Origin of the sequence: Acetobacter estunensis (assembly GCF_011516945.1) — a bacterium.
Classification (GTDB): Bacteria; Pseudomonadota; Alphaproteobacteria; order Acetobacterales; family Acetobacteraceae; genus Acetobacter; species Acetobacter estunensis.
Genome location: NZ_WOTH01000008.1, coordinates 1 through 12,401, shown reverse-complemented (window position 1 = coordinate 12,401; position 12,401 = coordinate 1). Strand labels below are relative to the sequence as shown.

At 59.1% G+C, this 12,401-nt stretch carries 10 protein-coding genes and 1 riboswitch; of the genes, 3 read left to right on the top strand and 7 right to left on the bottom strand.

Annotated features, from left to right (window positions below):
- Positions 1 to 36: 36 nt before the first annotated feature.
- On the top strand, positions 37 to 489 hold the full coding sequence (locus tag GOB87_RS05620; protein ID WP_242006183.1) for a hypothetical protein: 453 nt from the start codon (positions 37 to 39) through the stop codon (positions 487 to 489).
- Positions 490 to 519: 30 nt separating this feature from the next.
- Here the strand turns inward: GOB87_RS05620 and GOB87_RS05615 are convergent, their stop codons facing one another.
- The gene (locus tag GOB87_RS05615) at positions 520 to 1,404 is read right to left on the bottom strand and encodes a LysR family transcriptional regulator (RefSeq protein WP_166313655.1); all 885 of its coding nucleotides are present in this window, start codon (positions 1,402 to 1,404) and stop codon (positions 520 to 522) included.
- A gap of 98 nt (positions 1,405 to 1,502) precedes the next feature.
- On the opposite strand from GOB87_RS05615, the gene GOB87_RS05610 reads away from it, so the two are divergent.
- Complete coding sequence (locus GOB87_RS05610) at positions 1,503 to 2,582, top strand: YeiH family protein (RefSeq protein WP_166313653.1); 1,080 nt, start codon at positions 1,503 to 1,505, stop codon at positions 2,580 to 2,582.
- A 198-nt stretch (positions 2,583 to 2,780) separates the two neighbouring features.
- A complete protein-coding gene (locus GOB87_RS05605) occupies positions 2,781 to 3,530 on the top strand; it encodes a 2-keto-4-pentenoate hydratase (protein ID WP_166313651.1) in 750 nt (249 codons plus the stop codon).
- On the opposite strand, the gene recO is transcribed toward GOB87_RS05605, so the two are convergent.
- From recO to dnaE, 6 genes are all read right to left on the bottom strand, one after another.
- Positions 3,513 to 4,280, bottom strand: coding sequence for a DNA repair protein RecO (recO, locus tag GOB87_RS05600; protein ID WP_166313829.1), 768 nt, complete (start codon positions 4,278 to 4,280; stop codon positions 3,513 to 3,515). The genes GOB87_RS05605 and recO overlap by 18 nt on opposite strands.
- 39 nt (positions 4,281 to 4,319) lie before the next feature.
- Positions 4,320 to 5,225 (bottom strand): translation elongation factor Ts, encoded by a 906-nt coding sequence (tsf, locus tag GOB87_RS05595; protein WP_166313649.1) that lies wholly within the window; start codon positions 5,223 to 5,225, stop codon positions 4,320 to 4,322.
- A 123-nt stretch (positions 5,226 to 5,348) separates the two neighbouring features.
- Positions 5,349 to 6,146: a 30S ribosomal protein S2 gene (gene rpsB / locus GOB87_RS05590; RefSeq protein WP_166313647.1), complete on the bottom strand. Its 798-nt coding sequence runs from the start codon at positions 6,144 to 6,146 to the stop codon at positions 5,349 to 5,351.
- A gap of 208 nt (positions 6,147 to 6,354) precedes the next feature.
- The gene (locus GOB87_RS05585; protein ID WP_373320754.1) at positions 6,355 to 7,491 is read right to left on the bottom strand and encodes a Rieske 2Fe-2S domain-containing protein; all 1,137 of its coding nucleotides are present in this window, start codon (positions 7,489 to 7,491) and stop codon (positions 6,355 to 6,357) included.
- A 231-nt stretch (positions 7,492 to 7,722) separates the two neighbouring features.
- Entirely contained in the window at positions 7,723 to 8,001 is a 279-nt protein-coding gene (locus GOB87_RS05580; protein ID WP_166313645.1) for a hypothetical protein, read from the bottom strand.
- A 74-nt stretch (positions 8,002 to 8,075) separates the two neighbouring features.
- Complete coding sequence (gene dnaE / locus GOB87_RS05575; protein ID WP_166313643.1) at positions 8,076 to 11,495, bottom strand: DNA polymerase III subunit alpha; 3,420 nt, start codon at positions 11,493 to 11,495, stop codon at positions 8,076 to 8,078.
- A 283-nt stretch (positions 11,496 to 11,778) separates the two neighbouring features.
- A riboswitch (cobalamin riboswitch) is annotated at positions 11,779 to 11,988 on the top strand.
- Positions 11,989 to 12,401 lie beyond the last annotated feature (413 nt).

The window sequence follows — 12,401 nt, the reverse complement described above, 5'->3', positions numbered from 1 at the left end:
CTCCGTCGTGTGCACCCAATAACGGAGAGACACGCTTTGGCCAACGTCCCGACCCGCGTTCGATGCGGATTGCCACTCCGCCTCGCCCCGCTTGCCATCCTCATTGGCACGCTGTCGGCCTGCTCCCCGGCCGACCGCTTTCTCAAAGCGGGCGATCAGTTGGCCATGAGCGGCTTCACCGCGCACTATGCCAACACCACGGCCCGTTACGAAATGATGAACCTGCTGCCTGCGGGCGTAATGACCTATCGCCCGACCACATCCGGCCCGGTCTACCTCTATGCTGACCGTATCGGCTGCGGCTGTGTCTACATGGGCAGTCAGTCCGCGTTTATAGACTACACCCGCCACACGCTCGAACCCGTTCCCTCCCAGCCCGCCATGACGGCTGAAATCAACCAGCATCCCGGTTGGGACTGGAGCGTGTGGTCCGCCAATGCCGATCCGGGCCCGAACCAGCCCAAGCATGTCATCGGAGCCGAATGGTAAGAAACGCCACAGGAGCGCCTCTCCTGCAGCCTATCGTCCCGCCTGATATTCTTTCATCAGCTCGAGAAATGCATCGGTCGCCTTGCTGCAATAACGCTCCTTGTGCCGCAGACCGAAGAAAACGCGCGGTCCAAATTCGAGTGGCGCAGCGTGCAGCCGTCCTGCCGCCAAGGCTGGCTGGACCACCAGCGCAGACAGGGCGGCAATGCCTGCGCCCGATTCGACGGCTGTGCGCACCGCCTCGTTCGATGGCAGCACAAGGACATCGTGCAGATCATCCGGATCGACACCGATTTTACGCAAGCTTTCATCAAGTGTGGACCGGGTGCCAGACCCCGGTTCACGCGTGACCCAATGCGCCTTCTGTAACCACGCCGCGTCAATCTCTCTCTTCCCGAACGGTTCCGAACCGACCAGCAGCAGGCGATCCTCCCCAACCGGCCAGTGAGCCAATGTTGGGTCATCCACCTTTCCTTCCACAAATCCCAGATCGGCTTCGCCAGCATGCACTTTCGCAGCCGCCTGCTGCGTGTTGCCGATGGACAGTTCCATTCCCAGCAAAGGATAGCGCCTACGAAAGAGCGCGAAAATGGGCGGAAGCCAGTAGGCTGCAATGGTCTGGCTGGCCACGACCCGCAAAGTTCCACGCCGCAGGCCACCCAACTCGTCCAGCACGTTTTCGGCGGCTGAAGCCCGCGCCAGCACAGCCCGCGCTTCGTCCAGAAACAGTCGGCCCGCCTCGCTCAGGCTGATACCGCGTCCAACACGATGGAACAGCCGGATGCCATGCCGTTCCTCAAGTGCTGAAATGGCCGCCGAAACTGCGGATTGCGTGATGTTCAGTGCACGGGCCGCAGCCGTCATATGCTCGCGCCCGGCCACCGCCACGAAAATGCGAAGCTGTTCAAGGGTCATGCTTCCAATCAATCACAAAATACGATCAGAATGACTATTACAATGCGTTGGAGTGATTGATTGCAAGCACCTAGATCAATGGACGGGAGGACACCGTCATGGTCTCACAGGTCCAGCACGCATCGCTCGCGCACCACCACGCAGGAATTTGTCGGTTACGCGCCCTCGGCCCCGGCCTGGCTCTATGTCTGGCTGTCACAGCCATGGCCTATGCTTTGCAAGCCGGAGAACAGGTGGTTTTCGGCAAGGCATGGCTGGAAGCCCTCGTTTTGGCCATTCTGCTGGGGGCCGTTCTGCGAACACTGTGGAACCCAAGCCTGAAATGGCATGCGGGCATCGCTTTCGGCGCGAAAGGCCTTTTGGAAATCTCGGTTGTCCTGCTGGGCGCCTCGGTCAGCGCCAGAACGCTTCAAGCGATCAATCCCGTTCTTCTTGCAGGCATTGTTAGCGTCGTAGCGCTTGTCATCCCCCTGAGCTTCGGCATCGGTCGCCTGATCGGTCTGCCATGGCGCATGGCCATGCTGGTGGCGTGCGGCAATTCCATTTGCGGAAACTCCGCCATCGCGGCCGTGGCTCCCATCATCAACGCGGACAGTGAGGATGTCGCGGCTTCCATCGCCTTTACGGCCATTCTGGGTGTTGCGGTCGTGCTGGGCCTGCCTGTAGTCGGCCTGATGCTCCATATGGACGATGCCGCGTTCGGTACATTCTCCGGTCTCACCGTCTATGCCGTTCCTCAGGTCTTCGCGGCCGCAGCCCCTTTCGGCGCAACGGCTGTCCAGACGGGCATGCTGGTGAAACTGGTGCGGGTGCTGATGCTTGGCCCGGTCTGCGTCGCGCTCTCTCTTGCAACCCCGCATCTCACTACGGTTGAGGACGCGATCACTACGCCTAAGGGCCGACAAACCCGACTATCCCATCTCGTGCCGTGGTTTATCGTCGGATTTCTTGGGCTGGCAGCCTGCCGCTCCCTTGGGTTCATTCCCGAAACGATGGCAGGGGCAGCAAGCAATCTGGCGACATTCCTGACGGTAGTGTCGATGGCGGCACTGGGTCTGGGCGTGGATATACGCACCGTCATGAAAGCGGGTGGGCCCGTTACAGGAGCCGTAATTCTCTCACTGCTCACACTCGCGGCCATAAGTCTGATGTTGCTGCACCTTATCGGGCTGACCTGACGGCATGAGTTGCAAAATCGGCCGGAAAGAACATTCGCCCGCTCAATGGAGACCGTCATCAAATCAAAAGCCGTCTCTTTGCAGTTCTGTCCCCATGCTTGATACTCTTTTTCGCGTCAGGTTCGAAAAGACAAACACTCCGGCGGTCGTTCATGATGCGGACACATTCTTCTCATCGAAGAACAAAGGATTCTTTCCATGACATCCGCGACTGCCTCTCTTGCCGCCCATCTGCTTTCCGTCCGCAAGGGTGTGTCGGCTCCTCTGACACAGGTTCCCACAGATCTCGTGCCAACAATGGTGACAGAGGCTTATGCGGTCCAAAACAGCGTGGCAGCCGCACTCGGTCCCGTGCGCGGATGGAAAGTGGGGGCCAGCAGCCCGGAGGCCGAACCTTCCGCCGCCCCACTTCACGAGGACACTCTCTTTCCCGATGGCGCCATCATTCCCGCCGACTTCCTGCGCCATCGCGGTGTGGAAACGGAAATAGCATGGCGCTTTGCCCATGATGTGGGAGACACCATCACGCGCGAGACAGTGCTCAATGCTATCGGCAGCGTGCATCCCGTCATTGAGATTGTGGACACACGGTATGAGCGCCCGGCCTCTCAACCTTCTCTCGCGCATATGGCCGATCAGCAAAGCCATGGCGCGCTGGTCGTTGGAGCAGCTTTTTCTCACTGGAAAACATTCGATCCCGCCTCGGAGCACTTTGTGCTGCGCATTGATCATCGTCAGACGGCCGAGCGTATCGGTGGCAACGCTGCAGGCGACCCCCTACGACTTCTTGTCTGGCTGGCGCGACATGCCGCCGAGCGCGGGTTGCCGATCACAGCCGGCACGATTGTGACGACCGGCTCTCTTTCCGGCGCAACTTTTGTGCCGCACCGAACGCATGTTTCCGCGTGCTTCGACACGTTGGGAAGCGTTTCAGCCTTCCTCGCCTAAGGAAACCGTCGGGATCAAAGCTCGCACCATGTCGGCAAGTCGAACACGTGCGGCTGGCAAGGGGCGGTGAACGGGGCCGAAAACGTCCCGCATCAGGAAATGGCCCGTAAGGCGCAGACCGTCGTCCCAGTCCTGCGGCGTTCCATTGACCGACGGGTCCAACAGGAAATGAGGCAACGGCAGAAGACGGGATGCCCATTTCCCCGCGCCGGCACGTGAGACCGCGCGACCAGTACGGGGGGATACATACACCAGATCCTCCGTGTCGCCCGTCACGGCACAACAGGAAAGATCGAGCGCAAACCCCAGATCGCGCAGAAAAATGATCTCCCAGCCCACAAGGGTGGCAATCTCGGCACCCTGCCCTGCCTCACCTTCCGTTCCCAGCATGGACAGAAAACCTGCCGTATCCTGACAAAGACCCGGATAGGGTTCGGCTTCGGGAAGAGCCGCATCCGTAACCGCACAAACGGATGCAAGACAGGCGAGGCTTGCCCGAAAATTCATTGCACGAGCGGCATTCGCTGCTGCGAGTTCGCCAGAGACCAGCCCAAGCTGGCCTTCCGAACGCATCCAGCACGTCACCTGCACAAGATTACCCATCTGCCAGATGCCTGCGCTGCGACGGCCGCCACCGCCCTTTACCAATCCATGCACAACGCCCTGCGCCGGTGCGAACAGATGCACGAGGGCATCCGTTTCGGAAAAAGGAGTGCTGGAAAGAACAAGGGCGGGTGCCTCCCAGTTCAGGGATGCCCCGCCCTCGCGCATCGTCAACGACGCCTGACCTTAGCTGCCAGCAACCTTGGCAACTTCAGCGGCGAAATCGTTCTCTTCCTTCTCGATGCCTTCACCGAGCTGGAAGCGATCGAACGCAACAAGCTTCACGCCAGCCTTGTCGAGAACGGCTTTCACGCGGCTCTCGCCGTCATGGACCCACACCTGCTCCAGAAGAACGACTTCCTCATAGAACTTGCGAATACGCCCCTCGATCATCTTCTCGACAATGGCTTCCGGCTTGCCCGAAGCCAGAGCCTGCTCACGCAGCACCGAACGCTCGCGCTCAATCGACTCCGGATCGACGCTGCTGATGTCCAGAGCACTCGGACGGGTCGCGGCGACATGCATGCCAACCTGACGGCCAAGAGCCTCGATCGCATCGCTCTCGGAAGGGGCTTCGATAGCGGCCAGAACGCCGATCTTACCCAGACCGGGCTTCAGCGCGCCGTGGATGTACGTTGCAACCACACCTGACGGCACTTCCAAAACGCGCGCCCGACGGATCGACATGTTCTCGCCGATGGTGGCAATCAGGTGCGTCAGTTCGTCAGCCACCGTACGGCCAGACGCTACGACAGCGGCCTTCAGCTTTTCCAGATCGTCACCAGCTTTCAGAGCAGCTTTCGCCACTTCTTCCACAAAGTTCTGGAATGCTTCGTTGCGGGCCACGAAGTCAGTCTCGGCATTCACCTCGACCATCGCCGCACGCTTGCCTTCGGAGACAACGCCAATCAAACCTTCCGCCGTCACGCGACCGGACTTCTTGGCCGCAGCCGAAAGGCCCTTCTTGCGCAGCCAGTCAACGGCCGCCTCAATGTCACCAGCGGCCTCGTTGAGGGCCTTCTTGCAGTCCATCATGCCCGCGCCGGTCTGCTCACGCAGTTCCTTGACGAGTGCAGCAGTGATTTCCGCCATGATCTTATCTCCACAATAGCAGCAAGCACGTCACCACGACGGGCAACGTGCCTGCATCAATTCTGCGGGGTCGCCTCATCCCGCCCATGAGAGGACAGGAGAGGAGAAACGTCCCGTATGTCTTCAGCCAGCCTCAGCCGGAGCGACGGCCTGCTCGGCAACCGCCTTTTCTTCCATCAGTTCGGTGACGGGAAGCTCTTCCGCCGCACCGATGTCCTGACCGGAAGCACCCAGCTCAGCCGAGATACCGTCAAGCACGGCACCGGAGACAAGGTTGCAATACAGCTCGATTGCACGGATAGCGTCATCGTTGCCCGGGATCGGGTAGGTCACGCCCTCAGGGTTCGAGTTGCTGTCGAGTACGGCCACAACCGGAATACCGAGCTTGTTGGCTTCCTCGATTGCAAGCTTCTCTTTCGTCGTGTCGATGACGAACAGGATGTCGGGCAGACCGCCCATCTCCTTGATACCACCCAGCGAACGCTCAAGCTTGTCCTTGTCGCGGGTGATGTCGAGGATTTCCTTCTTCGTCAGACCCTGCGTCTCACCAGCAAGGATGTCCTCGATGCGACGCAGACGCTTGATCGAACCGGTAATGGTCTTCCAGTTCGTCAGCATGCCGCCGAGCCAACGATGATTGACGTAATACTGACCGCAACGCTGCGCGGATTCAGCCACCAGATCGGACGCCGCGCGCTTCGTGCCCACGAACAGGACGCGACCGCCGCTTGCCACCGTGTCACGGATGACCTTCAAGGCGCGATCAAGCAGAACGACCGTCTGTTGCAAGTCAATGATGTGAACTTGGTTGCGCACGCCGAACAGATACGGCGCCATGCGCGGGTTCCAGCGACGGGTGTGATGGCCGAAGTGGACACCGGCTTCGAGAAGCTGGCGCAGGGTGAAATCAGGCATCGCCATGATGCAGAATCCTTGTGTTCCGGTTGTTCCTCCGCAGCGCACCAGATCCGGTCATGCCGGACACCAGGACGGACGCTGCGTGTGAAGTTCCGCGCCACCTGACGCGAACGGGGCGTATATGCCGCCTTTGCCCTCGAAAGGCAAGAAATACGCCCGCGCAGATATGATGACAGGCTCCGGGCGGCGGTTGCTGCCCGGAATAGAGCGTTTACGCCTGTTCAGGCACACCCGAACGGCGCAAAAGCTCCCGAAGATTACGGACCACAGGGAAGACCTCCACATTGTGGTCTCCTCCAAGCTCGCGCCACGCCTCCTGCTCCATCTCCACGATTTCCTTGTCTTCCATGAAGATACGGTTCGTGAAGATGCCCAACACGGGCCACGCCAGATCAAGGAGGAACTTCATCTTCGGCCGCCGCACGGAGAGAAGACCATAAGCCTGCGTTTCTTCCTGATGCTCCCCGAGCGGCACATAGGCCACCCACAGATCCATCATAAGATCCCCGTCCTTGTCGCGTATCTGGAGCGTCTGGTACGGATAGGTCGTGCGGATCGTCACGACCTCATCAATCGGCTGATCCTTCACGTCGATGGTCTTGTCGTGACGTCCGAACAGCAGACGTTCCGCCAGAGGCTGCTCGCCACCCTTGCGGGCGAAGCTGTAGCTGGCCTCCACAAAGTTCTCACCCTTGTCCTGACCAAGGAAGCGGGCAGTGATCTGCCCCATCTGCTTGCGGTGCAGGAACTGATGATTCATGTCCATCAGGTTTTCGTGCATGAAGCTGTAGTGGCATTTCACGTGCGGATCGAAGCGCCGCGTCTTGAACTCCTCGGTGTTGTTCACCTGACACGGAACGGGCACAGGTATTTTCTCGGCGAGAGCCGGGTCACCGGGGAAAATGAAGACCAGCCCGCCGCTTTCCTTGCAGGGATAGGTCTTCACGCCGCGCCCCACACCGGGCTTATTGAGATAAGGCACCGTCACGCAGCACCCTTTCCGGTCAAACGACCAGCCGTGGTAGCAGCATTTTACCACATCGCCTTCGACCTTGCCCTTGCTCAGCGGCACCTGCCGATGTGCGCAACGGTCTTCCAGAGCATAGATCGGTGCACCGTTATCGGGACGGACGATGACGATCGGATCTGCCCCGTAGCGTGTTCCGAACGGTTTGCCTGCTTTGACCTTGTTCGACCAAGCGACCGGGTACCAGAAATTCGGATCGAGATCGACGCGGCGCAGATCCGGCTCCGTCGAGGTGTGGAGTTCGCGCGTAACCGCAGACTCATCGCGGCGAACCGGCTTTTCCGTCGGAGCAGAGGCCTGCCGCTCCACGTCCATCTGCATCACCATTTCCGCATCTCCCGTTTCCAGATCATTGCAACGTGACCTTACACGGGCAGGAACAGCGGATCACATTCCTCGCGTCCAGCCCCGGTACCGATCAGTCCATCGTTATGACAGAAGAAGATCGACCGGTGGCCTACCGATTGCAAGTCCCGCGCTCTGCATGGCAGCGCGACCTGCCCCGACTGTTTTCTTGATCCATCTCAAGAACACGAAAAGGCGATGCTTCCGTCAGCTCGCTTTGAAACCGAACAACGAATACTGCTGCATCATATGCGCCGTCGGGTATTGCTTGATCACCTCTCCCGCCGTGTTGTAGGTTTCCACCACAACGATGCCCAGACCGGGATCGATATGCGACGCCGGATTGACGGGCGGGAGATTACTGGCCGCCGTTGGCGTCGAAGCGGAAACAGCCACGTTGGCGCTTCCATTCGATGATGAACTGTCTTGGACCGTCATGCGCTCCGACGTCCGTGTCGTTTCCATACCAGCAGCCGCGATCTGCATCTGCCCTCTCCCAACCTTATGAGGCTACTGTCAGGCATGCCATAAACCTTAACCTTATGCAACCATAAGTTGCATCAAATAGAATCTATTCGCGTAACGCCTGCGACTGTCTTGAGCGCCTGTCCCACGACAGGACTGATCCGGTATCTCCCCGGCAACCGCACTTCCACCTCCTGCGTCTCGGCAATGCCGGGCAGAAGGACGACCGAACCACGTCCTCCTTCCTGACGCGCCAGAATCGCCTTGATACCGGCAATAGCCTCCGCGCTGTCCAGCCAGACCCGCATCTCCCCACCTGCGCGTGAGGCTTCTTCTTCCAGATCCACCAGGTCGCTGGCCGTGATCCGGAGCGCTTCCCCATTCAGCTTGAGATCGGCTGTCACCAGAACAGCCCGCCCCGCCACAAGCAGTTCACGCACACGCCCCAGAACCTCGGAGAACAGTGTCACCTCACAACTGCCACTGGCATCCGAGAGATTGACCCATGCCATCTTACTGCCCGTGCGTGTCGGACGCTCCTTGCGATCCACCACGCAACCCGCGATCTTCACACGCGTCACGCCCCCTTCCGCCGCCGTTAACAGGCGTGACATCGGCACGACACCCATCCTTCGCATTGCCGCCTTATAGGAATCCAGCGGATGCGCGGTCATGTGAAAGCCGATAGCCTCGGCTTCATAAGACAGTTTTTCGAACTCGGGCCATGGCGGGCAGTTTGGCAGTCGCAGCGGCTCAGGCTCCGTCGGGCCACCGAACAGCCCCGCCTGCCCGCTTGCCGCTTCCTGCGCGCGCGTATGCGCACTTCGCAGGATCGTCTCGATAGCCCCGAACACGCGCGCACGATTGGGATCGAGTGAATCGAACGCTCCGGCACGCGCCAGATTTTCAAGCTGCATCTTGTTGAGGTTTTTCGGATCGATCCGCGCTGCGAAATCTGCCAGATCGCGGAAGGGTTTTCCTCCCCGCGCCGCCGCCAACACCTGCATGGCGGCAAAGCCGACTTTCTTCACCGCCGCCAGTGCATAACGAATACCGTAGGAGCCATCGTCCTGCTTCTCAACCGTGAAATCCGCATCCGAACGATTGATGTCAGGCGGCAGCACGCGAATACCAAGTCGTTCCGCTTCCTGCCGCAGGGCCGCCAGCTTTTCCGTGCGTTCGCGTGCCAGCGACATGCAGCCCGCCAGAAACGCGACGGGATAGTTCGCCTTCATCCACGCCGTTTGATACGACACCAGCGCGTAAGCCGCCGCGTGGGATTTATTGAAGCCATAGTCAGCGAACTTCGCCATGAGGTCAAAGACCTCGCCCGCCTTCTCTTTCGGAATCCCGCGCCCTGTAGCACCTTCGGTGAAGATTTCGCGCTGCTTGTCCATCTCAGCGCGAATTTTCTTACCCATCGCGCGCCGCAACAGATCGGCGCCACCAAGGCTGTAGCCCGCCATCTTCTGGGCGATCTGCATGACCTGTTCCTGATAGACCATGATGCCATAGGTCTCTTCAAGAATGTCACGGATCTCTTCGTGCGGCGGCTCCCAGGCTTCCCCGTGCTTACGCCGGCAATAATCGGGAATGTTCGCCATCGGTCCCGGACGATACAGCGCCACGGCGGCGATCAGATCTTCCAGCCGCGATGGCCGCATCTGCTTGAGCACGTCACGCATGCCCGCGCCTTCGAACTGGAACACGCCCGCCGTGTCACCACGTCCCAGCATTTCATAGGTCAATTTGTCATCAAGCGGTATTTTTGAAAGATCGACTTCTATGCCAAGATCTTTCAAGAACCGGACACCACGCTGAAGGATGGTGAGCGTGGTCAGGCCGAGAAAGTCGAACTTCACAAGCCCCGCCTGCTCAACATATTTCATGTTGAACTGCGTCACCAGCATATCGCTCTTCGGATCGCGATAAAGCGGGACAAGATCGACAAGTTGCCGATCTCCAATCACCACACCGGCGGCGTGCGTAGACGCGTGGCGATACAGCCCCTCAAGCTGCTGCCCAATTTCCATGAGACGCCGCAGCGCCTCATCGTTATCGCGCATTTCCTGCAGTTTCGGCTCGCCCGCAATGGCGTCCTTGAGCGTGACAGGTTTGGCTGGATTGTTTGGGATCAACTCGGCCACGCGATTGACCATGCCGTAAGGTAGCCCCAGAACACGCCCCACATCGCGCACCGCCGCGCGCGCCTGCAATTTTCCGAACGTGATGATCTGCGCCACCCGATCCGCGCCATATTCGCGCCGGACATAGGCAATCACTTCGTCACGTCGATCCTGACAGAAATCGATATCGAAATCCGGCATTGAGACACGTTCCGGGTTCAGGAAGCGCTCGAACAGCAGATTGAAAGGGATAGGATCAATGTCCGTAATGGTCAGCGCATAGGCCACGAGCGAACCGGCACCCGAACCGCGCCCCGGCCCTACCGGGATGTCATGCGCCTTCGCCCACTGGATAAAGTCTGCAACGATCAGGAAGTAGCCCGGAAACCCCATGCTGGAGATGATGTCGAGTTCAAACTCCAGTCGCTCGGAGTACGTCTTGCGCGTCTCTTCGTCCGCGTTGATCGCGTCCAGACGCCTGACCAGCCCCTCTCGAGCCATACCTCGAACGGTTTCATCCTCCGTCTGCCCCTCACGCACCTTTGGGCACATTGGCAGCAACGGCTTGCGTGTTTCCACCTTGATCGCGCAGCTTTGCGCAATGGCCAGCGTGTTGTCGCAAGCATCCGGCAGGTCCGCAAACAGGGCACGCATATCGGCGGCCGGCTTGAACCAGCACTCCGACGAAACGCGCCAGCGGTCTTTTTCCGCCATGGTCCGCCCCTGCGCGATGCAGATCAGCGCATCATGCGCCTCATGCATCTCGGGACGTGGAAAGAAACATTCATTGGTCGCAACAATTGGCAGATGCATTCGGTCTGCAAGTGCAAGCACGCCCGGTTCGACCGCCTCTTCGATCGGCACGCCGAAACGGTTGAGTTCCACCACAAGATTATCGCCGAAAGCCTCGTGCAATCGCGCCAGCCATGCCTGCGCCATGTCCTGCTGGCCTTCCGCCAGCATCTGATAGAGTGGCCCCCGCGTGCCACCAGTCAGCAGGAACAATCCCTGACTACGCTCACACAGAAGATCGAGATTGATGGAGGGATCGCTCGTATCGCCTTCCAGAAATCCCGCCGAAGACAGAAACTGGAGATTGGCCAATCCCTGCTCATCGCGCGCCAGCAGCACAATCGGCTCAGAAGTGGCAGAGGGTCGATCATCACGTGGGGGCAGCCCGATCTGGCACCCGATGATGGGCTGCACACCCTTCCCCGAGCAGTACTGCGAAAACTCCAGTCCACCGAACAGGTTGCCCGTATCCGTAATCGCGACGGCGGGCATATCCATCCCGCGGGCAAGCCCCACCAACTCCGGGATTCGGATGGCGCCCTGACTAAGGGAATAGGCGGAATGGACGCGGAGATGGACGAAATCGGCGTAGGACATTTCATAAGTCTAGCACGACTGAAGGCCAGTGGCAGGCGCCTTTCATCCATCTGCATCGTCATGGAAATGTTATAGTGTTACATACAGGTGGAGGGTTCTAAAAACCCCGATTTCGGATCTTCCAGACACAACAATATCAATGAGTTATCATTTTAAATTGGCTGTAAAAGAGGGTTTTTCGAACCCTCCAGGTCACACCTGTCAGCAAACCCTGCATGGCTGAGGAGAAACACGTTCGATATTCCCTTGTGGATATTGCGAGTGATGCGCTGGAACGGCATGGTCCGCTCCAATTGTCGATAGTCCCGCGCAAGCGGGTGAAAAGGGAATGCCGTGCGTCTGTCCGCAGACAAGTCGGCAACTGTTCCCGCAACTGTAAATGGTAGGTCGCGTCTTCCACGTCTTTTGACACCACTGGCACTGACTGCCGGGAAGGTCGGGGATGCGATGATGATCCACAAGTCAGGAGACCTGCTGTCGTCGTTTTAACCTGCCCCGATCGGGATGTGTCGGCGGCTGGAGTGATAATATGCCTTTCTTTTTCATACAAAGCTGCCTTGAGGCGATGCCGGAAAGTCAAAGATTCGCGCGGCGCACCAACTGACGCAGCGAACTTTCTCTTCGCTCCTGACCACATGGGCTAATGCCAAAAACAGACACATTCTGTCGATTGCAGCCACATGACAGTTTCAGGACGTGCTCCATTGCAAATGCTTTTCGGATTTCGCACTCCATGCACACTCTACCTACCTATTTGTCTCAAACCCGCTCCCCTTTCCTGAAACCACGCTTTTTCCTCCTCACAGGCCTATGCACATCGGCCCTGTTTCTGGGCTGGAGCAGTGCGGCGCGCGCGGACGGTCTCCCACAATCGCAGATCGCACAGGACCGGGCACGCCTTGGAAA

Excerpts from the sequence above, each read along its gene's own strand:
- GOB87_RS05605 (WP_166313651.1), top strand. The coding sequence starts at position 2,781 with ATGACATCCGCGACTGCCTCTCTTGCCGCCCATCTGCTTTCCGTCCGC.
- GOB87_RS05585 (WP_373320754.1), bottom strand. The coding sequence starts at position 7,491 with ATGCAGATGGACGTGGAGCGGCAGGCCTCTGCTCCGACGGAAAAGCCG.
- GOB87_RS05610 (WP_166313653.1), top strand. The coding sequence starts at position 1,503 with ATGGTCTCACAGGTCCAGCACGCATCGCTCGCGCACCACCACGCAGGA.
- tsf (WP_166313649.1), bottom strand. The coding sequence starts at position 5,225 with ATGGCGGAAATCACTGCTGCACTCGTCAAGGAACTGCGTGAGCAGACC.
- GOB87_RS05580 (WP_166313645.1), bottom strand. The coding sequence starts at position 8,001 with ATGCAGATCGCGGCTGCTGGTATGGAAACGACACGGACGTCGGAGCGC.
- rpsB (WP_166313647.1), bottom strand. The coding sequence starts at position 6,146 with ATGGCGATGCCTGATTTCACCCTGCGCCAGCTTCTCGAAGCCGGTGTC.
- dnaE (WP_166313643.1), bottom strand. The coding sequence starts at position 11,495 with ATGTCCTACGCCGATTTCGTCCATCTCCGCGTCCATTCCGCCTATTCC.
- GOB87_RS05615 (WP_166313655.1), bottom strand. The coding sequence starts at position 1,404 with ATGACCCTTGAACAGCTTCGCATTTTCGTGGCGGTGGCCGGGCGCGAG.